This is a genomic window from Chitinophaga oryzae, from assembly GCF_012516375.2.
GTDB classification, from domain to species: domain Bacteria; phylum Bacteroidota; class Bacteroidia; order Chitinophagales; family Chitinophagaceae; genus Chitinophaga; species Chitinophaga oryzae.
This window is the reverse complement of the sequence record NZ_CP051204.2, coordinates 7,560,333-7,584,737: the sequence shown is the minus strand read 5'-3', so window position 1 is coordinate 7,584,737 and position 24,405 is coordinate 7,560,333. Positions and strand designations below refer to the sequence as shown.

At 51.2% G+C, this 24,405-nt stretch carries 16 protein-coding genes and 1 tRNA gene; 9 read left to right on the top strand and 8 right to left on the bottom strand.

Annotation, left to right across the window (positions count from 1 at the left end):
- Positions 1-104: 104 nt before the first annotated feature.
- Both HF324_RS30085 and HF324_RS30080 read right to left on the bottom strand, forming a co-directional pair.
- Positions 105-1,082 (bottom strand): FecR family protein, encoded by a 978-nt coding sequence (locus tag HF324_RS30085; protein WP_168807141.1) that lies wholly within the window; start codon positions 1,080-1,082, stop codon positions 105-107.
- A gap of 116 nt (positions 1,083-1,198) precedes the next feature.
- Positions 1,199-1,837: an RNA polymerase sigma-70 factor gene (locus tag HF324_RS30080; protein ID WP_168807139.1), complete on the bottom strand. Its 639-nt coding sequence runs from the start codon at positions 1,835-1,837 to the stop codon at positions 1,199-1,201.
- 629 nt (positions 1,838-2,466) lie between these two features.
- Between HF324_RS30080 and HF324_RS30075 the strand changes: the two genes are divergently transcribed.
- The 3 genes from HF324_RS30075 to HF324_RS30065 all read left to right on the top strand — a co-directional run bounded on the left by HF324_RS30075 (position 2,467) and on the right by HF324_RS30065 (position 7,905).
- Positions 2,467-2,742: a hypothetical protein gene (locus HF324_RS30075; protein ID WP_168861521.1), complete on the top strand. Its 276-nt coding sequence runs from the start codon at positions 2,467-2,469 to the stop codon at positions 2,740-2,742.
- Between the two features lie 407 nt (positions 2,743-3,149).
- A complete protein-coding gene (locus HF324_RS30070; RefSeq protein ID WP_168861520.1) occupies positions 3,150-6,308 on the top strand; it encodes a SusC/RagA family TonB-linked outer membrane protein in 3,159 nt (1,052 codons plus the stop codon).
- A gap of 28 nt (positions 6,309-6,336) precedes the next feature.
- Complete coding sequence (locus HF324_RS30065) at positions 6,337-7,905, top strand: RagB/SusD family nutrient uptake outer membrane protein (RefSeq protein ID WP_168807133.1); 1,569 nt, start codon at positions 6,337-6,339, stop codon at positions 7,903-7,905.
- A 138-nt stretch (positions 7,906-8,043) separates the two neighbouring features.
- Here HF324_RS30065 and HF324_RS30060 read toward each other — a convergent pair whose 3' ends face one another.
- Both HF324_RS30060 and HF324_RS30055 read right to left on the bottom strand, forming a co-directional pair.
- Positions 8,044-8,604 (bottom strand): RNA polymerase sigma-70 factor, encoded by a 561-nt coding sequence (locus HF324_RS30060; RefSeq protein ID WP_168807130.1) that lies wholly within the window; start codon positions 8,602-8,604, stop codon positions 8,044-8,046.
- Positions 8,605-8,751: 147 nt separating this feature from the next.
- Entirely contained in the window at positions 8,752-8,955 is a 204-nt protein-coding gene (locus tag HF324_RS30055; RefSeq protein ID WP_168861519.1) for a hypothetical protein, read from the bottom strand.
- Positions 8,956-9,116: 161 nt separating this feature from the next.
- Between HF324_RS30055 and HF324_RS30050 the strand changes: the two genes are divergently transcribed.
- The 4 genes from HF324_RS30050 (at position 9,117) to HF324_RS30035 (ending at position 18,225) form a co-directional block, all read left to right on the top strand.
- Entirely contained in the window at positions 9,117-10,163 is a 1,047-nt protein-coding gene (locus HF324_RS30050) for a FecR family protein (protein WP_168861518.1), read from the top strand.
- Positions 10,164-10,417: 254 nt separating this feature from the next.
- Positions 10,418-13,819, top strand: coding sequence for a SusC/RagA family TonB-linked outer membrane protein (locus tag HF324_RS30045; RefSeq protein WP_220101251.1), 3,402 nt, complete (start codon positions 10,418-10,420; stop codon positions 13,817-13,819).
- A 20-nt stretch (positions 13,820-13,839) separates the two neighbouring features.
- On the top strand, positions 13,840-15,636 hold the full coding sequence (locus tag HF324_RS30040; protein WP_168807124.1) for a RagB/SusD family nutrient uptake outer membrane protein: 1,797 nt from the start codon (positions 13,840-13,842) through the stop codon (positions 15,634-15,636).
- Between the two features lie 132 nt (positions 15,637-15,768).
- A complete protein-coding gene (locus HF324_RS30035) occupies positions 15,769-18,225 on the top strand; it encodes an outer membrane protein assembly factor BamB family protein (RefSeq protein ID WP_168807122.1) in 2,457 nt (818 codons plus the stop codon).
- Between the two features lie 179 nt (positions 18,226-18,404).
- On the opposite strand, the gene yiaA is transcribed toward HF324_RS30035, so the two are convergent.
- From yiaA to HF324_RS30020, 3 genes are all read right to left on the bottom strand, one after another.
- The gene (yiaA, locus tag HF324_RS30030) at positions 18,405-18,818 is read right to left on the bottom strand and encodes an inner membrane protein YiaA (protein ID WP_168807120.1); all 414 of its coding nucleotides are present in this window, start codon (positions 18,816-18,818) and stop codon (positions 18,405-18,407) included.
- 173 nt (positions 18,819-18,991) lie between these two features.
- A tRNA-Met gene (locus tag HF324_RS30025) sits at positions 18,992-19,063 on the bottom strand.
- A 236-nt stretch (positions 19,064-19,299) separates the two neighbouring features.
- On the bottom strand, positions 19,300-20,067 hold the full coding sequence (locus HF324_RS30020) for an NIPSNAP family protein (RefSeq protein ID WP_168807118.1): 768 nt from the start codon (positions 20,065-20,067) through the stop codon (positions 19,300-19,302).
- A gap of 109 nt (positions 20,068-20,176) precedes the next feature.
- Here HF324_RS30020 and HF324_RS30015 point away from each other — a divergent pair, with 109 nt between their 5' ends.
- Entirely contained in the window at positions 20,177-21,292 is a 1,116-nt protein-coding gene (locus HF324_RS30015; protein WP_168807116.1) for a suppressor of fused domain protein, read from the top strand.
- On the opposite strand, the gene HF324_RS30010 is transcribed toward HF324_RS30015, so the two are convergent.
- Positions 21,289-23,193, bottom strand: coding sequence for a hypothetical protein (locus HF324_RS30010; RefSeq protein WP_168861517.1), 1,905 nt, complete (start codon positions 23,191-23,193; stop codon positions 21,289-21,291). The genes HF324_RS30015 and HF324_RS30010 overlap by 4 nt on opposite strands.
- Positions 23,194-23,697: 504 nt before the next feature.
- Between HF324_RS30010 and HF324_RS30005 the strand changes: the two genes are divergently transcribed.
- On the top strand, positions 23,698-24,291 hold the full coding sequence (locus HF324_RS30005; protein ID WP_168807112.1) for a hypothetical protein: 594 nt from the start codon (positions 23,698-23,700) through the stop codon (positions 24,289-24,291).
- Positions 24,292-24,405: the final 114 nt, after the last annotated feature.

The window sequence follows — 24,405 nt, the reverse complement described above, 5'->3', positions numbered from 1 at the left end:
GCAGTCATGTTGGTTGCATTTCCGGGTTGGCAGAAATTGCGATGATGATTTCAGTTGACACATTGGGTTGCTAAACAACGGAGAAAGGCCGGACGCGGCAGTTGTTACCTGCCGGTGATCGTAATTTCCCGGTTGCGGTGCACTACCGTGATAGGGTAGGTAGCTTGCAGCACCTCCAATACTTCTTCCAGCTTATTGTTTTTAAATGTTGCATTCAGTTTTTTCACAGGGATTTTACCCCGTAGGTTGATCTTCACCTGGTAGAGTGCTTCTACTTTTTTGCATACTTCGGACAGGGGAGCATCCACGAAAACGAGTTCATGGGTGATCCAGGCGTCGGCATTGCTGTTGATGGCATTAAATTGTTCCACGTCGCCGGTGGCCGGGTCGAACCGGATCCCTTCGCCGGCCGACAGGATGGTTTCTTTGGCATTGGTATGCCCGGAGGCAAATTTTATTTTGCCTGTTTTGACGGTCACGCCTATGCGCTGTTCTTCCATCCGGATGTTAAAAGTGGTGCCCAGTACGGTGATACTGGATTTGCCGATCTGGACGATGAAAGGCGTGGCGGTTTGGGTGGCCACATTGAAGAAGGCGGTGCCTTGTTCCATGATGACCGTTCTGTTTTTTTGCATGCTCTCCGGATAGCGTATCCGGCTGTTTTTATCGAGATAGATGCGTGACTGGTCGGGCAGGAACAGGGAATCGATGGCGGCCAGTGTAGCTTTCTCCTTGTAGGAGATGGTGCCGGCGCTGTGGTAGGACCACCAGGCGGCGGCGGCGATGACGGGGACGGCGATGGCGGCTGCGCGGAACCAGCGGTAACGGCGTGCGGGCAGTTGGTGAATGATTTCTTCTTCCGGCAGGGCATCCTGGAGCCGGGCGATAGCGGCGGCGGTGTCCAGCTGCTCCAGTATTTTCAGGTCTGGTGACAGTTGCCACAGTTGCTGTACCTGGAGGAAGGTGGCTTCGTTTTCCGGGGAAGCGGCAGTCCATTGCCGCACTTCCTGCTCAAGGGCAGTATCCTGCGGATTGTTCAGGTATTTTACCAGACGGAGCCAGTTGATTGTTTCTTTTTCCATTGGACAGCGGCCTTTGTGTATTGTTACAATTCACAAAGGGCGATACCCCCAGTGGTCAACCAAAAATTATCACATTATTTTTTATGTAATATGTTTTAGTGATAAAAAAATGGAGGTCAGCGACGTGTCAGCATTTCACCTGCGAGGGCGAGGAATAGTTGCAGCATGCGAAGATGGGCGGTATAATCGCGGGAGTTGTCCTGACGGTAAAAGAGGTTTTCACGGAGGGTTTTGAGGGCGTGGAGGATGTGGTTTTCCACTGTTTTTTCCGAGATCTGCAGTTGTGCGGCAATCTCCCGGTATTTAAGTCCGTCGAAGCGGCTCATCTTAAATACTCTTGCACATTGTTTCGGTAGTTTTTCTATTTCCTGGTAGATGCGCAGTTTCAGTTCCTGTTCTTCCTGCAGGTTATGCAGATAGCTGTCTGTCAGTGATGCTGCGATGACGGAGTGATGGCGCGCGATATTTTTCTCCCGCTTAAGATAGTTAAGGGCATGGTTGATGACCGCCTTGTACAGGTAGGCGCGGAGGGCGCCATTCTCGTCCAGCAGCGCAGGATTTTCCCATATTCTGATGAACACCTCCTGTACCAGTTCCTGTGCGATGCCTGCGTCTTTGCAGTAGCGGTAGGCCGCCATCACCAGTTCCCGGAAGTGACGTTCATATACATAGGTAAAGGCCTGCCTGTTTTTCGCATGAATTTCCCTGATCAATGCAGCCTCGCTCAATTGGGCAATATCGCTGGTTCTCACCATTAGTTTTCCTACTCTTTTCCAGGTATCAGGGTATAAGGTATAAAAAAAATTACGAATTAGGTGAATGTGGGTGAAAGAAATAGAACAGCAGTGGGGCGGGCGGTGGCCGGTTTTTATGGGTTATTTCGTTTTTTCCTGATCTTTTGACAGATCGCGGGTAATTTATCATCAACCTGCAGCCGGCGATAAAAAAAATTGCAAAAACGTTTTAGTTATTTGGAAATAGTTATATTTTTATGACCGGAGCTGCTGTGAAAAAGCCAAAAAAGTACGTGGATAATAAAGTCAGCTCGGGTCTAAATCTAAAAAAATTATTCACTTGTAATGGTAGCACTGTAATGAAAATCTATTGGCAGGTTGGAGTACTAAATCGATTCAGCTCCTTCTGCATTTCACGTTAGGGTTGTAAACCATATTTTTTTGATTCGGGTAACTGCCTCGTCTGGCAGTGTAAACAGGTATTTATTACATTATTAAACCAAATTGTTTTTTGCACATCAGGGAATGATCAATCATTAAACAAAATCGTTTTAGCACGAAATCAAAAGGTATTTGATAATTCCACCATGGTACCACGTTCATTGCTGTACTTTCCTGAAAGCGGGGGAGTAAATATTGTCAACACTCCTATGACCGCTATAGAACAGCTTTCCGTGTACATTTTCCAGGTATCAGGGGTAGTAAAAAGTGTGATTACCCCTGTGGCAGCATCAGCCAGTACAGAAGATTGTCTGCAGGCATCAGAAGGACATTTCTCCTTCATGACAACGCCGGTCAACAGCCAGAGCGGCTGTGTTGCGCAGGATCAGCAGCCGGGCACCGGGAAGACGCATCACTTCCGGGGCAGCGCCAGCTACATCGCAAGGGATCAACAGGCTGTTACCAGGGAGATTTCTCTGCAGTAGCAGCGGCTGTGCCACGAATGAGCAGCGGCCATGTATCATACCAGGAAGACGCATTACTTCCTCGTAAACATTGGCCACATGGCACATGATCCGGCCAGGGACGGTATCAGGAAGACGCATTACTTCCTCGTACGCACCGGCCACATGGCACATGGGCCGGCCAGGGACGGTACCAGGAAGACGCATGGCTTCCTGTGCCTGGTCAGCAGCCCGCGGGCTGGTATGTGTCCGGATACATTGTCTGCAGCAACCTGTATAACAACCGGCAGTGACTGCCCTCTTTACTGTTTTCAAAACTGTTTCCTTTCCAAAAATTATCCGGAGAGGTTATCGGGCTTCTTTTGCAAAATCGTTTTAGCATAAACTTTATCAGCATTGAACCTTTATTAACCAAAAAACAAACATGTATGAAGAAAAAACTGACCTTCCTGGTACGGACCAGTTTGCAGAGCAGCATCCTGCTACTGCTGTCGCTGCTGGCCTTCTCCCAGGGAAAGAAGATCACCGGTAAGGTGTTTGATGCACGGGACAACACGCCGCTTCCGGGCGTGACAGTGCAGATAAAAGGCACCAACACCGGCACCCAGTCCGGCCCCGACGGTAGCTACTCCCTCACAGTACCCGGTAATAACAGTACGCTCATATTTACCTTCGTTGGTTATACTCCCACTGAAAAACTGGTGGGCAACGCCACCACCCTGAACGCAGCACTGGCTACCGACGTGAAATCACTGCAAGACGTGGTGGTGATCGGTTACGGTACGCAGAAAAGATCAGATGTAACCGGCGCCGTAGCCTCTGTGAGAGCCGCTGCCCTGCAGGAGCGCCCCGCCCCGTCTGTAAACCAGGCCCTCAGCGGCCGTATGCCCGGCGTACAGGTAAGTACCAACTCCGGCCGCCCCGGTGGCCAGACAAGAGTGCGTATCCGTGGCTTCAGCTCTATCAACACCACCAGCAACCCGCTATATGTGGTAGACGGAGTAGCACTGCCCATGGGTAACCAAACGCAGAACTCCAACGCGATTGACTACATCAATCCAAACGACATCGAATCCATCGAAGTACTGAAAGACGCCTCCTCTACCGCGATCTACGGTGCGAGAGGCGCTAACGGCGTTGTGCTGGTAACCACCAAAAAAGGCTCCGCCACCGGCGGCCGCGTTACGTACGACAACTACTTCGGCCTCAACACACCCGGCCCGAACCGCGTGAAAATGCTCAATGCCAAAGAATACCTCGACCTGGAAATGCTGGGCTGGCAGAACGCACAGATCTACGATAAAGCCGGCTGGGACAATGGCAACTATGCAGCCAGCAACCCTGCATTGAAAAGAAAAGACTCCCGCTTCTTTGATAAAGACGGTAACCCGCTGTATGATACCGACTGGTTCAAGGAATCCATCCAGCACAAACTCACGCAGAACCATCAGCTGGGCTTCTCCGGCGGTAACCCTGATACCCAGTACGGTCTCTATCTCGGTTACCTCGATGACAACGGCCTGCTGCTGAATTCTTACCTGAAACGTTATTCCGCCCGCTTCACCATCGACACAAAAATCAAAGAATGGCTGAAAGTAGGGGGCTCACTGAGCTATAACAACCAGGAAGAAAACCTGGTAGACATCGGTACCGGCGGCCTCAACTCCGTGCGTATGATCACCGAAGCGCTGCCTTTCCTGCCCCTGAAACTGGCAGACGGCACCTGGACCAACAACAAAATGTATCCCGGCGCTGAAGGCGGTTCCAACCCGGTACAGATCCTGACAGACAGGAAGTACATCCTGAACACGCAGACCACCCTCGGTAACGCCTACGCCAACCTCACCCTGGCAAAAGGCCTCGAACTGCGCAGCACCCTCGGCGCCAACATCGTCACCCGTGGCCGTAACGAATGGAATGGCCGCTCCCTGCTGGATATTTCCGCTTCTCAGAAAGGTATCGCCATTGTTGCCAATGACCGTGAATCCTTCTGGTCCTTTGAAAACTACCTGACCTATAATAAACGTTTTGGTACCGATCACTCCTTCACCGGCATGGTTGGTATGGGCGCTTCTGAAAACAACTATTTCACTATCAATGCAAGGGGCGAAAACTATTCCACGGACTATTTTGAGAACAACAACCTCGGCGCCGGGTCTGTGATCCCCGCCAGCGGCGTAGGTTCCAACCGTACACGGTTTTCGTTCTTCTCTTACTTCACCAGGTTGAACTACGCCTACAAAGAACGCTACCTGCTGACGCTCACCGCCCGCAGAGACGGATCTTCCCGCTTCGGTCCTTCCAACAAATACGCCACTTTCCCCTCTGCCGCACTGGCCTGGAGAGTGTCTGAAGAACCGTGGCTGAAAGGCAATCACATCCTGTCCAACCTGAAGCTGCGTACCAGCTACGGCGTTACCGGTAACTCCGAAATTCCGCCGTACCAGTCCCTCGCCACCCTCGCCGCCAACAGTACCTACGCCGCCGTGATCAACGGGGCCAAGGTACAGGGTATCGGCACCAACAGGCTCGCCAATCCGGACCTGAAATGGGAAAAAACAGCACAGGCTGACTTCGGCGCTGAAATAGGCTTGTTCAACAACCGGATCAACCTCGAAGCAGACGTGTACTACCGTAAAACAACAGACATGTTGCTCGATGCGCCGGTGCCTTCTACCAGCGGTTACACTACTATCCGCAAAAACATCGGCTCCATGGAGAACAAAGGCCTGGAACTGGCATTGAATGCGCTGGTAGTCAACGGAAAAGACTTTACCTGGAACACTACCTTCAATATCTCCTTCAACCGTAACAAAATCCTGTCACTCGCCACGCCGGCAGATATCTTCGGTGTGGGCGGTCCCAACTTTACCAACCAGACCAACATCCTGCGTATAGGCGAACCCGTTGGTTCCTTCTGGGGACTGGTGCGTGAAGGTACCTGGAGTGAAGCCGAGAGAGCAGAAGCCGCTAAGTTCCAGAGCTATCGCGGCGGTAACACCATGCTGCCCGGCGATATCAAATACCGCGACGTGAACGGCGATCACATCATCAACGATGCCGACCGTATGATCATTGGTAACGGTAACCCGAAAGGATGGGGCGGTTTTATCAACAGCTTCAAGTATAAAAACTTCGACCTCACCCTGGAACTGCAGTACTCCTATGGCGCCGACGTGCTGAACATGTCCCACCACTCCGGTGAAGACCGTATCAGCATCGCCAACAGCTTCCGTTCTGTACTGGACTACTGGACACCACAGCATCAGAACACCCCGATCGCTGCGCCCCGTCCGGTAGCTGCAGGTTATGTTACCAACGTAGACACCCGCTGGGTAGAAGACGGTTCTTTCCTCCGTGGCAAAAACTTACTGCTGGGATATACTTTCCAACCTGAAGTGCTGCAGAGAATACACCTGAGCCGCCTGCGTATCTGGGCTTCCGCACAAAACTTCTTCGTTTGGACCAAATACAGCGGCAACGATCCGGAAGTAAGCACCTATGGCGACGCTTTCGCACAGGGACAGACCTTCTTCGACTATCCCCAACCGACCACTTATCAGCTGGGGTTAAACGTGGCGTTCTAATTTGTTCAGTATTCAAAAAGACTTTATCATGAAGAGAAATATCTTTCGTAAAACGATACAGCTGGCGCTCTGCGGCGCTATGCTGATAGGTGCGGGCAGCGGTTGTAAAAAGTTCCTCGAAGAAACGGACCCTTCGAACCTCAGCCCGGATAGCTACTTTACTTTACCTGAACATGCGGACGCGGCTATCTTTGCAGCCTACGCCCGGTTACGCTTCGTGGGAGAAGGCGCAGGTATCTTCACCAACAACTACGCCTTCCTCGATGCGGCTACAGGTACTGTTATCACCAAAACCGCCCAGAACTCCGATCTGAACAACCTCCTGGGCCTGGTGTACGACGGCGACAACCTCCAGATCGGTAACTGGTGGAAAGGCATCTACCGCGAAATTGCCCAGACAAACCTTGTACTGGACAATGTGCCGAAGATCAATCCTATGGACGAAGCAGCGCGTAAAAAGGTAATGGGCGAAGCTTACTTCCTCCGCGCCTGGGCCTATTTCTATGCGGTGAGGCTGTGGGGCGACGTGCCTTTGATCTTAAAATCACAGACACCCACTTCTACCGACTTCTCTCCCAGCCGTACCAGCACAGAAGACGTATATAAATCCATCGTGGCCGACCTGCAGAAAGCAGAAGCCGCCGGCCTTCCCTGGAAAGACAATACCGGCCGCGCCAGTACTGCCGCTATTAAAGCCCTGCTGGCAAAAGTATACCTGACCATGGCCGGTTTTCCGCTCAACAAAGGACAGGCATATTATAAACTGGCTGCAGATAAAGCAAAGGAAGTAATTGACTATGCCAATTCCCATCCTTCAGAGATAGGCCTGTTCACCAGCTATGACGATCTGCACAGCGTAGGCTCCAACAACAAGCTGGAACTGCTGTTCCAGGTACAATACCTGAGCGGTGTGGAAGAAAACCCGGTACAAACCACCATGCTGCCCAACAACGCGCAACCGGATATTTCCGCGAAGGGTAGCGGACAGGGTACCTACGTGCCGTCGCTCTCTTTCTATAATTCCTATAAGAAGTTTGAGCCGACAGACAAGCGCCCTGATCAGCAACAGTTCTTTTACAATTACTACTTCTTTAAAGGTAACGGCGATACCATCAAACTGGGTGCGCCGTACATCTACAAGTTCTTTGATGTCATCTGCCATGGCGCTCCCGGCAGGCCAGGTACCGGTATCAGCAACCTGAACCTGACGCTGATGCGTTATGCTGAAGTACTGTTGACCTATGCAGAAGCACAGAACCGTGCCGACGGGGCCGCTAACGCCGCCGCCTATACGGCATTGAACGCTGTTCGCGTTCGTGCCGGCCTGCCTGCAAAAGCGGGCCTGAGCCAGGCAGAATTTGAACAGACCGTATGGCGCGAACGCTGGCATGAACTCTGTTACGAAGGAGTGGTTTGGTTTGATATGGTACGCCTGCGTAAAGTATACAATGATGAAACAAATGGTTTCGACGATTTCATTGGTCACGTCAACAAAGCCAACAATGGCACGCTGGCTAAAAAACACCTGCTGTATCCGTTGCCTGTATTTGAGATGAAGAACAACCCGAATCTGAAACCACAGAACGAAGGATACTAGTCAATTTTTCAATTTTTTGATTTTCGGATTTTTGATTTTTTGCGGATGATTACACAGAAGACCGGAGCGCTTAAAACCGCTCCGGTCTTCGCTTTTTATCGACATTGGAAATCAAAAAATCTCTAAATCAAAAAATCCCTAAATTTTTTCAAGGGTGAAATTCACAGCGGTGGTAAGTCTTTTCATGGCAATAGCCAGCTGGTTTTCCACTGTTTTAACGGAGAGGTTCAATACGGTAGCTACTTCTTTATAACGCAGTCCGTATTGTTTTACGAGGATGTACACCATTTTACATTTAGGCGGAAGTTGTTCGATGGTGTATTCCATTTTGCGGATCATTTCCGCGGAGATCATCAGTTGTTCGGGATCGCTTTCAAAAGATATTTCCAGTTTATCTTCTTCCGCAATGGCGACCTGCCGGGAGGCGGATTGTTTGCGCATATGATCAATGGCTTTGTTTTTGGCAACGACAAAGAGGTACACCTGCGGATTTTTTATGTCCGTCAGTGATTGCCTTTTTTGCCAGCAATGCATAAAAACATCGTTCGTGATTTCTTCCGCCACCTCTTTGGAACGGGTGAGCGAAAAGGAAAAACGCAGCAGTTTTATAAAAAAATGATTGTAGAAAGCTTTGAAGGCTGTCTGGTCATTGTTCGCTGTGATGTTTTTGAATAGTTCATTGATAATACACTGATCCATCCCTTTTTTGAGCCACTGATATTGGTTGCAATAATAAATAACGCAGATTACGCTAAAGTTAACAAAATAATTTATCCGGTAATTTTTTTTTGCAGTGGTGCTTTTTTGGCGAAAGTTGATGGAATATTACGCTCATTAATATTGGTATCACCTGCCGTAATCGAGGGGCTCAAACGATCGGAACAAGCTTTCAGGCGTCGCTCCGTAGCGGTCGGTGAAGTCGAAAATTTCCACTACCGGCGCCAGCGAGGTGGTATTAACCGAGGCTGTCTTCCGCCGGTACCGGCCCTTTCCGTTCTTTCGGGAAGGCTCTGAGTTACCAGGGATAAACCTCTGCCGTTTGTTTTCCATAAGAGACGGGTTAACGCCTACAAATATATTATTAAAAAAATTATCCGGTTAATCTCCATAAAATGTTAAAACTGCTTTGGGGGTTTTTATTTTTCTTTTCGACCTTATGGTAAACACGGACTAAAAAGTAAATGATCGAGCGTAACCGGATAAATACTTTGATGGCCAGGAAGATATCCGGCGAGGCCACCATGGAGGAATTGAAAGAGCTGGAAATGCTGCTGATGCAGTTTCCGGAGCTGCAATATGCCTTTACCATTGTGGAAGACATCCAGGCTGTCAACCCGGCCAACGGCTTCACGCCGGAAGAAGAAAGCCGGCTGGCCAGTGAAGGACTGGACCGCATGAACCTGTTCCTGCAACAGTCGCAGGATACCGCCGTTGTCAGAAAAATGGCGCCCTGGAAAGTGATGGCCGCCGTGGCTGCGATGGTGGCAGTGTTGCTGAGCGTATGGGCCTTATGGCCCGCATCACCCGACAGGCAGGCCTTTCGTAACGAAGTAGTCACCAAAACAGGGTCCAAAACCAGTGTGGTACTGCCGGACGGCACTACGGTGGTGCTCAATGCCTGCAGCCGCCTGCAATACGACGCTACCCGTTTCCTCAACGGGGATAGGGAAGTAGGCCTTACGGGAGAAGCCTATTTTGATGTAAAACACGATCCCGCACATCCGTTCATCATCCGCACGGGACCTGTCAATATCCGCGTATTGGGGACCGTATTTAACGTAAAAGCCTATACGGAGGATGCCACCGTAGAAACCACGCTGCTGAGCGGCAAAGTGGAAGTGAGCTTTCCGGAAAACGGCAGCGGCCAGAAAGTGGTACAGCTGCAACCCGACCAGAAGCTGGTCATCGCCAATCATAAGCACCAACCGGCACAGGACAGTAAAAAAGCCAACTTTAGCATTACACCGGTAAAGAACACCAACGCCGGCACGGCAGACAGTCCGGATGCGGAAAAACCAACCACCGCCTGGATCAACGACCGGTTCGATTTTGATAACGTCACTTTTGAGCAGCTGTCGCACGACCTGGAGCGATGGTACAACGTAACGCTGCGGTTTAAAAATGACCGCTATAAACACGAAGTATTCACAGGCGCTTTCCGGAAACAGGGCATCGAAGATGTGTTGCAGGCGCTGCAACTGATGTCAGGCTTTCATTACGAAGTGAACACGAAAGAAAATGTCATCTATATATGGTAAAAAACGTATCAGGGAATAAAATGCCGGGGGCGGCATCAGCTATGACATAACTATCCGATAATTTTTTTGCAGACAGCAAAAAAGGGAAATGCGGCAACATTCCCCTTTTATAAATGCTGGCTAAACAATCTAAACCGATTCGAAAGAATCCGGTAATGGCTAATTATTTAACCTAACGAAACAAATTTATGAAAAAAAGCTTTTGGTGGCCTTCTGATATTCCCAGGCGGAATATGAGGAAACTGTTAATGCGTATGAAACTAACCTCCGTATTGCTCTGTGCAGGGTTTTTACAGCTTAGCGCACATGGTTTTTCCCAGGAGCGGCTCACTGTTAATTATAATAATATTAACATTGGAAAGCTCCTGAATGTGATCGGGCAGAAAAGCGACTACACTTTCGTGTATAAAAATGCCAGCATCCCTGACCGGAAGATCTCTATTGCCATGAAAGATGCTCCCGTGCGGGACATCCTGGACAAGGCGCTGGAAGGCACCTCCCTGGGATATAAGATCATGAAAGACAACCTGATCGTGATCCTGGAAGCCGGTGAAACGGTACAGAACGTTCCCATCAAAGGCCGTATTACCGACGAAGCGGGTAACCCGCTGATAGGGGTGACCGTACTGGTAAAAGGCACCACCACCGGCGCTAAAACAGACGCCGAGGGCCGGTTTAAGATAGAAGTCCCTGAAAATGCCATTATCGAATTCTCCTATGTAGGCTACGAGCCGCAACAAATGAAAGCCCATAGCGGCGCCTCCTTTAATATTGCCCTGAAAGCCAATTCCAGCGGCCTGAACGAAGTGGTGGTGGTAGGTTATGGCAAACAGAAAAGAGTGAACCTCAGCGGCGCGGTAGACGCCATTTCCGGCAAGGAACTGGAGAGCCGTCCCATCGCCAATATCAACAACGGTTTACAGGGCCTGCTGCCCAACCTGAACATCACCAACGATAACGGCCGCGTGTCTTCCGCTTCCAAATTCAATATCCGCGGTGTCACCTCCATCAACGGCGGCGATCCGTTCATCCTGGTAGACAACATCCCCTTCACCAGCGAGGAAGTGGCCCGCCTGAACCCCGCCGACGTGGAAAGCATCACCGTTCTGAAAGATGCCGCTTCCGCCGCTATCTATGGCGCCCGTGCCGCCTTCGGCGTAGTGCTCATCACTACCAAATCCGGTAAAGACGGCCGCCTCATCATCAACGCCAACACCAACTATGCGGTACGTACCCTCGGACTGGTCCCTAAGATCGTGACCGATCCGCTGACCACCATGGAATACAAACACGATGCAGCCACCCCGCTGTACGACCTGTATCCCGCTGCTGAAAGGGCTTACGCTCAAAGACTGAAAGACGATCCTTCCCTGCCTAACGTTATTGTCAACCCAACCGATAAAAACAAGTGGAGCTACTACGGTACTACCGACTGGCTGCACGAAGTATACCAGAAATCAGCACCTGCCTATAATGCCAACGTCAGCATCTCCCGCGGAGACGAGAAACTGAACTACTATTTCTCTGCCGATTACTATTCACAGGATGGTATGCTGCGTTATAACCCTGACAAATACGATCGTTATAACCTGCGCGCCAAAGCCACCTACACGTTTAACGACCGTGTCAAAATAGGCAGCAACACCATGTACACCAATACCACGTACGCGCAGCCGTCCAGTACCATGGACTACCTGTTTTTCCACAACTCCAACCGTACGCCGTCACTCAGCGTACCCCGCAACCCGGACGGTACCTGGACTTCCGACGGGGCAGCCCTGCTGGGCAACCTGCAAAGCGGCGGCCGCTCCAAAGACACCTGGAGCGAGTTCATGACCACCCTCAACGCGGAAGTGGGCATCATCAAGGATATGTGGACACTGAAAGGCGATGCGACTTTCCGCAGAGGTAACCAGACAGGCAATACCTACGTGCTGCCGGTAGCCTACCGCAACGGTCCGGGCCAGCCGTTCCTGTATACCAACGGTAACAAATCATCTGCCTCCAATCTCAGCCAGGCCGTGAAGTATAATGTGTATAACATCTATACCGACTTCCATAAAACCTTCAACAAAAAACACTACGTGGGAGCGCTCCTTGGCTTTAACCAGGAATATCACTTCTACGATAAGTTCAACGTTAAACGGCTGGACCTGATCAGTACCCAGTATCCTACTTCCCAGCTGGCCACCGGTAACATTACGCAGGCCCAGGAAATTGAAGACTGGGCGGTAAGAGGTATCTACTATCGCCTGAACTATATCTTCGACGATAAATATATTGTGGAAGTAAACGGCCGTAATGACGGTTCCTCCCGCTTCCGCACCGACCACCGCTGGGGCTTTTTCCCTTCCGGGTCCCTCGCCTGGGTGGTGTCCAAAGAAAACTTCTTCCGTGGGGTTAAAGACCGCTTAGGCATCGATATGCTGAAACTCCGCGGTTCCTACGGCTCCCTCGGCGACCAGCAATGGGACGCCTACGGTTATATGGAGCGGATGAAAACAAGCAACATCAACTCCGTACTCAACGGACAAATTCCGATCGGCGTATTCTCCCCGGCTCCTGTAACAGCTACCTACACCTGGCAGACAGTCAAGACCGTCAACGGTGGTATCGACATCTCCGTGCTGAAAGAAAAATTATCGTTCAGCTATGACCGTTATGTACGCTATACCAACGGTATGTTCGCCAAAAGCCAGGAACTGCCGGCCGTTTTCGGTGCAGACGCTCCAAGGACCAACTCTGCCGACCTGAAAACCAGAGGATGGGAGATGACCCTGTTCTGGCGCGACCAGTTTAAAATCGGCAGCAACGATTTCAGCTACGGTGTAAAACTCCTCCTGGCAGACAGCCGTTCTTTCATCACCCGTTACACCAATCCTACCGGTACCCTCGCCAACTACGACAACGGTGATATCAAAAGACGCAACTATTATAACGGACAGGAAATCGGCGATATCTGGGGCCTCGAAACAGAAGGTTTCTTCCAGAATGCAGAAGAGCTGAAAACGCATCCGAACCAGGCAAAAGTAGGTTCAGATGACCAGCAGTACCTGTTCTATGTAGGCGACCTGAAGTTCAGGGACCTCAACGGCGATGGTGTGATCGACTACGGTGACAATACCGTTTCCAATCCCGGCGATCGCAGGATCATCGGTAACAGCGCTCCCCGTTTGCCTTACAGCATCGATCTGACCGCTTCCTATAAAGGATTTGATTTCCGTGCGCTGATTCAGGGCATCGGTAAAAGAGACTGGTACCCCGGTGCCGGCAACCACTACTTCTGGGGCGTATATGCGCAACCGTGGACAAACGTACAGGTGCATAACATGGACAGGTGGACACCGGAAACACCGAATGGTTACTTCCCGCGCCTGAAGTCCTATATCGCGGAAGACGCTACCGAACTGGGCGCACCGCAGACAAGGTATCTGCAGAATGCCGCTTACACCCGCCTGAAGAACGTTACGCTGGGTTACACCCTGCCGAAGTCTCTCACCGGAAGAGCGAAGATCAACCGGTTACGTATATACGTAGCGGCTGAAAATATCTTCACCATCTCCCACCTGAAAGCCAACATTGATCCGGAAGGCCTGGACGGGTCGGTATATCCTTATCAGAAAACGTATTCGTGCGGATTGAACCTGAACTTTTAATTAAAGCAAAAAAGTGCAACATGAAAAACAAGCGGCTTATTATACCATTCCTCATATTGGGTTGTGCGGCGGTCTCCTGCAACAAGGATTTCCTGCAAAGGATGCCACAGACGGAAATCACACCGGATGCTTACTTTAAGACACCGGGCGACCTGCAGACGTACATCAATGGGTTGTACGACGATAACCTGTCTGCCCCTTATGAAGACAACAACTCAGACAACGTTTCCGGCAACACCGGCAGCGAAATAGATAAACTGATACACGGCACCCTGGATGCAACCACCGTAGGCGGCTGGGACACCTGGAAGCAGCTGCGTAATATCAACTACCTGCTGGACAATGTGCATAAAACACAAGGTGACGCCGTTGAGATAAAGCACTATACCGGTGTGGCGCGTTATTTCCGTGCCCGCTTTTACGCGGACATGATCGCCCGTTATTCCGATGTGCCTTTCTATGGCCATGTGATGAGCGATATTGACCCCGATATGTATAAAGGGCGCGACCCCCGGGCCAACGTAGCGGATTCGGTACTGGCCGACCTGCAGTTTGCCGTGGATAACATTAAAGCGGACAATAAAGACAATGGCACGCTGGTGAACAAATACACCGCGTTGGCGCTGATGTCCCGCTATTGCCTGTTTGAAGGCACTTTCCGCCGCTATCACCCGGAACTGAAGCTGCAGGCTACTGCCGACGTATGGCTGAAAAAAGCGGCATGGGCTTCCGCGCAGATCATGGCCAGCAGCCGTTATGACATCTATAATACCGGTAAAGGCGGCGCCGATTACCGCGCGCTGTTTGCCAGCACCACCCTGGCCAATAATAAAGAGATGATCCAGTGGCGTGATTATCCGCAGAGCCTCGGCAAGGGTAACAATACCCACAGCGTACTGGGCTGGACATGGTCACTCAGCCAGAGCCTGGTGTACAGCTACCTGATGACAGACGGTACGCCGTTTACTTCCCAGCCGGGCTATAACAAGATGGATTACACCACCACCTTTAAAAACCGTGACCCGCGTCTGGCGGAAACCGTGGCCTATCCCGGTTTTAGCACCACGCAGGATAACAACCCCTATATCGCTAAGCCTAACCTCGGCGGCTACGATCAGCTGAAATTCTATCCCCGTGATCCGAAACAACGGCAGGGATGGGACGCTAACTATACTGCACTGCCGGTATACCGTTATGCAGAGGTATTGCTGAACTACGCCGAAGCGAAGGCCGAGTTGCTGGAGCTGTCACAGGCAGACCTGGACCAATCCGTGAACCTGCTGCGCCGCCGCGTGCAGATGCCGGACCTGAGCATGGTAGCCGCTAACGGCAACCCCGACCCGGTAATGAGCAGTCAGTATAACGTGACCAGCGCCAACAAAGGCGTGATCCTGGAGATCCGCCGCGAGCGCAGGGTGGAGATGGCCTGTGAAGGACAACGTCTCAACGATATTAACCGCTGGGCTGCCGGCTCACGCCTCAAAGAGGCCCCGGCTGGCATGTACGTGGCCGGCATGGGTGGCATCGATATGACCGGCGACGGTGTGGCGGATATCGCTATCCTGCCCAATACCACCGATACCTCTTCCATCGCCGGGCTGCCCGCAGATGTAAGAGCGCGTCTGAACCGTTTTTACCTGGTGGACAAAAACGGTGGTCAAAACAACTTCTACCTGGAGAATGGCAACAACGGTCATATCCTCTTTACGGCAGACCGCGCGGGACGTACTTTTACAGAACCTAAGTTTTACTATCGCCCGATCCCTAAACAGCAACTGGTACTGAATAACAAGTTGCAGCAGATCATGGGCTGGTAATCTCACACCGTAAAACACGAATTACAGATAGCGAATTTTGCGGAAACGCCTGTCAGTCCTTATTGTTTCATATTGACAGGTATCCGCGGTTCGCCATCTGTAATTCGTATTTTTTTTATATAAACACTGACGATGAAAAAGATTTTGTTTGCTTTCCTGTCCTGTTGCTCCCTGCATACCGCCATGGCGCAAAGCTTTTCGGGAGCCGTATTCCTCGATGGCAACGCCAACGGCAAACAGGACGCTGCCGAAACCGGTCTTCCCGGCGTAAGGGTATCTGACGGCCTTTCTGTAACCATTACTGACAAAGCAGGCCGGTTCCGGCTGCCGGGACATGCACGCGCCCGTTTTGTATTTATCACTACGCCCGCCGGCTACCGTACCACGAAAGAATTTTATATCCCTGCAGACAGCAGCCGCACAGCCTATGAATTTGGCCTGCTGGCCAGCGGTAAAGCAGCAGGGGATAAAGCAAAGTTTGTCAGGCTGGCAGATACAGAAACCACACAGTTCAACAACTGGATGACGGAGGCTAAAGAATATGCCCGCAACGAAAACGCCGACTTCATGATCCATACCGGCGATATCTGCTACGAGAAAGGGATGGCCTTTCACGCACAGCATGTTAATACCCGCACCATGGGACTGCCGGTCTATTATTGTATCGGCAACCACGATCTTGTAAAAGGGCCTTATGGCGAAGCGTTGTATGAATCCCTGTTCGGACCGGTGTTTTATTCCTTTGAAGCGGGGCCTGCCCACTTTATTGTAACACCCATGCGTTATGGCGATTATCAGCCTTCGTATACGGCGGAAGACGTGGTGAAGTGGCTGAAGAACGACCTGGCGCATGCAGATCCGGCCAAACCGGTGATTGTGTTTAACCACGACCTCCTCACTTACGACACGCTGTTTGCCGTGCGTGCCGGCAATGACAGCATCAACCTGAACGAGCATAACCTGAAAGCCTGGATTTACGGTCACTGGCACATCAATTTCGCCCGTACCCATGGCAATACCGGCATCCGGTCGCTCTGTGCAGCCCCGCCGCCTGATGGCGGTATCGATAATTCCGCCTCCAACTTCGACGTGGTGGACATCGATAAAAACGGTATTTCGTTGGTGCAACGCCGTTATACCTATGTAGAAAACCAGCTCACGCTGGTATCGCCGGCGGCCAACGGGACCGCTTTTGATCAGGATAAGATGGTGGTGAGCGTGAATGCCTATCATACCGCTTCCCCGGTGAAGGCAGTGCGCTTCCGTATGTTCGATAAAAAAGGCAACCTGTTGAAGGAGCTGCCGTTGCAGCAGCGGACTGACTGGAACTGGGGCGCAGCCGCCGCGGTACCCGCCGCCGGTAAAAACGACGTATATACTGCCACGGTAGAGGCCACCCTCGGCACCGGCCGTATTCTTTTCACCCGCGATACTTTCCGGCTGATAAAAACAGTGTTACCTGCCGTTAAAAGCGCCGAATGGCCGGAGGTACTTGGGAACGCCCAACGTACAGGCGCTGCCCGCCTTCCCGGTACGGGAACACTGTCCCTGAAATGGACGGCCAACATCGGTGGTAACATCTGGAAGTCATCACCCATCTGTGCCGAAGGCAAAATATTTGTGGGCACCATCGACGACGAAGGCAATAACCATAGTTACATTACCGCGCTGGACGCGGCTACCGGCCGTTTGCTGTGGCAATTCACTGCGGGTAACTCTATCAAGCACAGCATGAGTTACAGCGAAGGGAGCATCCTGGCCACCGACGCAGAAGGCGTGACCTACGCGCTGAACGCGGCTACGGGGAAAGTACGCTGGAAGCACCAGGGACTCCAGCAGTCACTGCCCGGGTATAATTCCGGAGGCGTGGCACAGCACGGGGTTTATTACACCGGCGCCGGCCGTAACCTGCAGGCGCTGGATATCCGTACCGGCGAGGTGAAATGGACCAACCGCGACTGGACCGGCGGCGAAGGAACACCCGCGGCCATGGCCCTGCGTAACGGTCAGCTGATCACCGGTTCCAACTGGAGCCACCTCTATGCCCATGATGCGGCTACCGGCCGCGTACAATGGAAACGCAGCGATGAAGGTATCCGCTTCCGCAGCGGCACCCCTGCCTTCTTCGATGATAAATTATACGTGCACGGGATCAACAAACTGCACGTGCTGGAACCCGCTACCGGCAAAACGATCGACAGTATCCCGGTGGCCGCCGAGCTGAAAACCATGACGGCGCCACTGGTGACGGCACAATACATCATCACCTGTACCGCCTCCGGCGGGATGATCGCTTTCGATAAACACACCAAAGCGCAGGTATGGCAGTTTGTGCCGGGAGAAGCACTGTTTTATACCGCTCCCTACACCTCTCCGGCTTCCGCTACAATAGAGTCCACACCGCTGTTGGCTGGCAACAGCCTGCTGGTAGGGGCTTCCGACGGGTTTGTATATGCAGTGGACCTCGCTTCCGGGAAGATGCTGCGCCGTATTGCAGTGGGAGCGCCGGTATTTGCCGATATGGCTGTTTACAACGGGATGCTGTATGTGGCGGATTTTTCAGGTAATGTAAACGCCTATACGTTGTAACCCGCCTGCTCGCTGGTATCACGTAAAGACGCGAAGCAACAAAGAGCGCAAAGATCATATAAGCGAGCAGAGAAAGCAAAGGAGCGGAGATCAAATTTGATCTCCGCTCCTTTGCTTTCTTATAATTCTTAAAAAATTAATTCTTTGCGCTCTTTGTTGCTTCGCGCCTTTGCGTGATACTACTCGTTGGTCCTGATAGCTTCTTTATTAGCAGCCTGGCTGTCGCGGGTATTTTTCTGCACAGCGATGGCGCCGAAAATGCTCAGCAGGAAAGCGAACGCATAGAACCCTTTTTCGCTGGGCAGGAGCGTGGCGTTCCATAAACCGATGATCAGCAGCACGATGGCGATCAGCATAGATACCCAGCTGATGCCGTAGTACATGTCCGTTACGGGAATATTCTCCAGCCTGTCGCGTACGCATTTCTGTACGGATACCGCCGCAAACAACGCATACATCAGTATGGTGAAATAATAGCCTTTTTCGTTCAGTTGCATCGTAGCGTTCCACAGTCCGATAAGGTATCCCACAACCCCGGCGAGCAGTCCTACCCAGGATGTGGCGATAAATGCCATTGATGGTTTTTGTTTCATGGATTAATTGTTGTTAATAAAAAGGATGAATGTTTGTGGTGATAAGGATATCTCCGTTGATATATTTTACAATATAATAATACTATTTATTTCTGATACCGGGAGGTATGTTGAGGAGAAAGACGGTTGGGTCACCAAATAAAAATCCCGGGTGTTACCCGGGATTTCTTTTGTAGCGAGGAGCGGATTCGAACCACTGACCTTCGGGTTATGAGCCCGACGAGCTACCTCTGCTCTACCTCGCAATGAGGTTGCAAATGTAGGCAATAAAATCAAACTACAAAATTTAACACAAAATTTTTTTGTCGTTAACGGTCAGGAAATGTGTGCCTCCTCCTGAAAAAATGAAATGATGGTCTGCGGTATGGCTTGCTGGTAAAGCATTTGAACAGGGTGTCCTGCTGGCGCCTGTGGAGTGGCAAGTACGCTGAAAAAACTTTTTTATTTTTTTTAGCGTGGACCAGGCAACCGCTAAATTGCTTTATATGTCGGAATAATCTGTTGGATGCAAAAAGATGATTTCAGATTTTGACACGTTGTGTGCGTACTCCGGCATGGCTGACAGTTTCTTCCAGCCGGGGTCTGCGGAAAAGGATTTCCAGTGTGCGTCGCGATCGGCCTTATTGTTGAACGTGGTCATATACATCAGGTTGGGCATACGGCTGCCGGAGAGCACGGAGCCATAGAATACCGCGTTGAAGCCCAGCTGCCGGAAAATATTGATTTCTCCGCCTTCGTTAAACATCTTCACTTTGCTGACATGATATTGTTCGGTAGGACTTTCATAGCTGCGCAATTCGTATACCCGTTCGGTTTTGGGAGATGACAATGCCGGCATCGTCATTACCGGCGCGTCGGGGAATGCCTGTAGCAGTATGGATTCCAGCCGGCTGTAGGGAACATCGTTCCAGGCAGCGTCCAGGTAAGGCCGGCCTGATTCGCGGAAAGCTTTGTCTGCAGCCAGCTTCTTATCGAGTTGTAATAACTGGTCGATATTCCGGAGGGGCACCAGTACATAAATACGTATATCGGCGGTGTCTGTCGTTACCGGCTTAAAGACACCCACCGTGCTGATACCGGCACGATGCATCGCCGGAAGGTAAGCGGTTTGCAGAAAACTATCTACCCGCGCTTCCTGGGCGGCTGTTTTCAGGTGATAGATTTTAATCTGATAGAGTTGCCTTTCTTTGGCCATCAGCTGTATGCAGCCCAGCAGGAGGGCTGTCAGCAGGAACGTGGAAAATTTCATATTCGATGGTTTATGTTCAACAAAATAATCGATTTCCTGCTGGAATACTAATGACAACGATGAATACATTATTTTTGGGGAATTCTGTATTACTATAAAAGTTGATGTTATGGCAGATCCGGTTATGCTGATAGAAGAAACGAACAGCCGCAATACCATGTATGCGGTGGTGGAACAGGACGACAGAGTAGCCTATTTTTACCTGTATCCTTCAGAGTTGCTGGCAAACAAATATTCCCCGCGCCCCTGCTGGCTGCGCAACCTGAAGCCGGCGCCGGCAGACAAGGATGTGCAGGCGATGGAAGAAGGCCTGGCCCCTATGCTGGAGGCCCGTTATTGTAACCACCCGGAAGGTAAAGCACCATTAGATCCCGAACGGATCCGCATCGTATGGATGGAAGAAGGCGACGGCGCCGCTGTGCTCTACGATGATGAGCTGATGGCCGTTATCCCCGGCTGGACGCTGTACACGCAGGAGCGTGCCGTAGGGTATGCGGCAGACTGCACCGGTGGTGGAGACGACAGCCTGATGTTCCCGCTCGGGACGCCCGCCACCAACCAGCTGCATAAAAAAGTAATGGGCGCCATGGCCTTCTGGGACGACTGGTCCGATGAAACCAGCCAGACATGGAGTATCCTGCAACAGCAATATCTCGATACCTATGAAGCGCAGCTGGGGCCGACAGAAAAATATTACGCCATCGACGGCGGTAAGTGGCCACCCATTGGCATGGCCCGTTTTGAGAAAGATGACGTGGTGTATTTCATGACGCTGGGCGTGAGTATCCGGCCCATGCCATGGGTGGAAATGCTGTATAATGACAAGGCGGCTGGTTTCCGTCGTATGGAACTGGGTATTGCCATCAATAAAAAAGATTTCGACGAAAAGACGATGATGAACCTTGCCGGTATGGTCTCCGGACTGGCCGACAGGCCCTGGAGGCAGGTCACCTGGCTGGGAGAGGGGCATACCATCAGCTTTAATGAACTGCCGGCGCCTTATGAAAGCCTGGTGCTGTCTGCCGCGCTGTACAACGGCCCTTCTTTTGAGATGCCCCTCATTTACAATGACCCTGTTAATTTGTACTGGGCGTCGCCGATCACCAAAGCGGAGCGGCTGTTTGCGCATGAACAACCCAACGGCGGCTATGTGCTGCTGGAAAAAATGATCAACAACGGTATCAATCACATTATTCAACCCCGGGAGGAAGTAGTGGCCGGTTAACGGCCACTATCCGCTCCGGCGAAAATGCCGGGCGACAGTTTTTTCAACGCCGCAGCTGCGGCAGGTTTTAGCAAAATATAACGTTGATATCTATACAAATCTTCCCTGTATGCCAGCTGGTATAGGCGGAAGGGCGACCCCTGTTTGCCCAGCGCTCCGTTGACAACAGAGAGCGCATCCGCCTTTTCAGGAGGATTGGTCACCGTTAAACGGAACTGGCGTGTATGCAGTTCTCTTAACGCCGTCTCCGTACGTGATACAAGGCTCTGCAGGTCTGCTGCACTGTTGAAGCAGGCAGGGGAGAAGGTCAGCGCGTCTTCATAAGCGACGGGGTTTTGTTCCCGTATGGAAGCCTGTAACAGGGCGGTATCCTGTTGAGGAAACAGGCTGTGTTTTTGGCAAAGCGCCACAAAAGCGTCGATCTGCACTTTATTTAACCGGCTGGTGGTGTCAAAATACTGATGGGGGTATACGGCGTAATCGTAATCGCCGGGGCTGCCGTTGTAGCAGCCTTCTATGCGGTCAAACAGGTAGGGCGACTGCAGCAGTTCCGCCTGTCGCTGGTTGAGCAAGGCGAGGTAGACGGTGTCGGGCTGCAATGGCTCGTAGCCGGTAAAGCGGTTGGGCGTAATATAATAAAAGCGCCGCAGGTCATGCTGATCTTCCAGGTAGTGATTGAGGAACTGCAAATTCTCCGGCCGTATCCATGATTCAAATTCTTTTTCGTCGATCGTTTCCCGGTACAGGCGGCCGTTGAGCTGCAGGGTGGCGGACAGTATTTTGGCCGACCGGCCGAGGGAAAGCTCTTCCTGGTAAGGATATAACCCGTTGGCGCCAGGCGCTGCTTTTTGTACCCGTATATCCGTTGCCGTTAAAGGAAACAGCTGCCGGGACACCTTATCGGTCACCCGCTGGTACAATGCCCGGATGGCTGCTACCGGTATCTGGCCGTAGGTATGCTGCGGTATCAGGTCGTACGGCTGGATGTCGGTAGCGGTATAGAGCGGCACGGCGGTTTTGCAGGCAGAGAGTATGTCATCGGAAGACAGCAGGGTGTAAGGCTTATAGCGGGCGATGACCTGCTGTTTCCCTGCGTCGTCGATCAGCCCTGCTTGTTGCAGTGTATCGAGGAGCAGCAGCTGCTGTTGTTTCAGATAAGGGTACTTATCCAGATAGGTGATGTATTTTCCCAGGTCCCGCAGGGCATTTGTGTGGCTGACAGACCCGTAGATATTTTTCCCGTTGTGATAATAAACATTGATCACCGAATCGGTTTCCGGGAGGAAACCTGCCTGGCGGAAAAGATCGGCCCAACGCAGGTAAGGAGCATAGATCGCTACCCTTTCCTGTTGGGCTGCCGGCGTATCTGTCTGATCGTTGACCGCCAGTTCGACGGTGCTGTCTTCCAGGTAGGGCGCCATTGCAGGGCCGAACCAGTTTCGCAGGCGGGTGGTGACGGTGTCGCTGCTGTCGTAATTAGACCGGAAGTAGTCGGCCGAATAGACCAGAAAGTCGAAAAGATCGTGACGGCCGGGGAACTGCGCGGAAAGGAACCGGGCTTCGGCAAACTCCTTGTCATGCCCGGACCACGGGTACTGCCGGATGGCGGCCAGGGAATCCAGCATGGCCGGTGGTATCCGGGTTTGACCCGGAAGGATGTCCAGAAAGTCGGCTCCCGCCACAAAGACGGCCTGCGTCGGTACCTGCGTTTTATCGAGTCCCTGGTACAGCTGGAGGGGCTGGCCTTCAGCGAAGCGGACCAGCTCTTCCTGCCCGGCAGGTGTTAAAATCTCCAGTTGCCCCAGTTTACGGGCCATATCGGCGACGGTGGAAGGTGGCAGCTGTTGGGCGCTGGTGGTAATCTGGCTAACAAATAACAATACAAACAGCAGGTATCTCATACTTACGATGGTAAAAAATTACGACCGAAGATAATGCTTTAACAATATCTATGCTGATGAAGCCGGGATTTATTCATGCGGCAGATGCAGCTGCCGGCATATGGACAGTGTAAAATAGCGGCTGTTTTTATCGTGTTTATCGGGTGGAGCATAGGGCAACGGAACTATGGACCGGGCTGCGCTGTGGCAGGTATCTGAAAGCGATAAAAAAGATAAAGGAGGAGTGGAGGGAAGATATTCAAACAATCGGTTGCGTTAGTATTTACCCGTTAATCATCGGTTAACGGGATGTTTTTTTAAATGGCTGTATTGTTTACTGGTGGCTGATCTTTGGTGCATGTGACCGGATGATATGACAAGATGTTAAAAGAATTTTGAAATGATGATGGTGGTCATCACTACGAAATTTAAATAGCTCTAATATTGTGTCACAAACCTTGATAAAAGAATGCGCATTTCATCATTCAGGTTGCTGTTTTCTCAAAACTTTTAAACCCAAAAAAAATGAAAAAGCTATTATTGTCTGCAGCTTTTGCAATCGCTGCTTTAGCAGGTTACGCGCAATCAGGATCTGCTCCTGTTTCTCCCAACAACAACTCATACCCCAATCCGGGCCCTGGTCTCTCTGATTGTGCAACAGTGCTCGTTTGTCTTGAACTGAAGAATATCATTGAAATTTGCCCTCCCATTGATGTGATGTGTGCAAAATTCGACTGCAAGGAAGATTATAACTGCGGTGAAGAACTTGAAGATTTCTATGGTCACAAAACCAGCAATTTCACTGTTAGCTCCAACAGGGATTTTAATGTTACCATCAAATCTTCTTCTCCCAATTTCCTGTATGTAGGTAGCGGCGTTGGCAACACTATCATGCCCAGCACTGTACTGAAATACAATCTTCACAGCAATGGCACCGGTGGTACCAATGCCACTCCGATGACCTGGAATCCGCTGACAGTAGCTGCTGCTCCGCTGATCAACTCTGGTACACATGGCTGCAACAAGCCTTTCTCCCTGAAGTTCAAAGCTGATCCGGGATGGGACTTTGCTGCAGGTAGCTATGGTATTGGTGTAATTCTGACTGCAACACAGTTATAATACCTGAGACAGGACACTCAAGTAAGCCTTTTCAACGGAGAAGGCTTACTTGCTCCCAGGCTCGCCGCCGGATATTTGTTAGATGTTTTTTATGTTGGATGTTACCTCAGATAA

Excerpts from the sequence above, each read along its gene's own strand:
- HF324_RS30080 (WP_168807139.1), bottom strand. The coding sequence starts at position 1,837 with ATGGTGAGAACCAGCGATATTGCCCAATTGAGCGAGGCTGCATTGATC.
- HF324_RS30050 (WP_168861518.1), top strand. The coding sequence starts at position 9,117 with ATGGCCAGGAAGATATCCGGCGAGGCCACCATGGAGGAATTGAAAGAG.
- HF324_RS30085 (WP_168807141.1), bottom strand. The coding sequence starts at position 1,082 with ATGGAAAAAGAAACAATCAACTGGCTCCGTCTGGTAAAATACCTGAAC.
- HF324_RS30070 (WP_168861520.1), top strand. The coding sequence starts at position 3,150 with ATGAAGAAAAAACTGACCTTCCTGGTACGGACCAGTTTGCAGAGCAGC.
- HF324_RS30055 (WP_168861519.1), bottom strand. The coding sequence starts at position 8,955 with ATGGAAAACAAACGGCAGAGGTTTATCCCTGGTAACTCAGAGCCTTCC.
- HF324_RS30005 (WP_168807112.1), top strand. The coding sequence starts at position 23,698 with ATGAAAAAGCTATTATTGTCTGCAGCTTTTGCAATCGCTGCTTTAGCA.
- HF324_RS30060 (WP_168807130.1), bottom strand. The coding sequence starts at position 8,604 with ATGGATCAGTGTATTATCAATGAACTATTCAAAAACATCACAGCGAAC.
- HF324_RS30010 (WP_168861517.1), bottom strand. The coding sequence starts at position 23,193 with ATGAGATACCTGCTGTTTGTATTGTTATTTGTTAGCCAGATTACCACC.
- HF324_RS30045 (WP_220101251.1), top strand. The coding sequence starts at position 10,418 with ATGAAACTAACCTCCGTATTGCTCTGTGCAGGGTTTTTACAGCTTAGC.
- HF324_RS30075 (WP_168861521.1), top strand. The coding sequence starts at position 2,467 with ATGACCGCTATAGAACAGCTTTCCGTGTACATTTTCCAGGTATCAGGG.
- HF324_RS30065 (WP_168807133.1), top strand. The coding sequence starts at position 6,337 with ATGAAGAGAAATATCTTTCGTAAAACGATACAGCTGGCGCTCTGCGGC.
- yiaA (WP_168807120.1), bottom strand. The coding sequence starts at position 18,818 with ATGAAACAAAAACCATCAATGGCATTTATCGCCACATCCTGGGTAGGA.
- HF324_RS30040 (WP_168807124.1), top strand. The coding sequence starts at position 13,840 with ATGAAAAACAAGCGGCTTATTATACCATTCCTCATATTGGGTTGTGCG.
- HF324_RS30035 (WP_168807122.1), top strand. The coding sequence starts at position 15,769 with ATGAAAAAGATTTTGTTTGCTTTCCTGTCCTGTTGCTCCCTGCATACC.
- HF324_RS30015 (WP_168807116.1), top strand. The coding sequence starts at position 20,177 with ATGGCAGATCCGGTTATGCTGATAGAAGAAACGAACAGCCGCAATACC.
- HF324_RS30020 (WP_168807118.1), bottom strand. The coding sequence starts at position 20,067 with ATGAAATTTTCCACGTTCCTGCTGACAGCCCTCCTGCTGGGCTGCATA.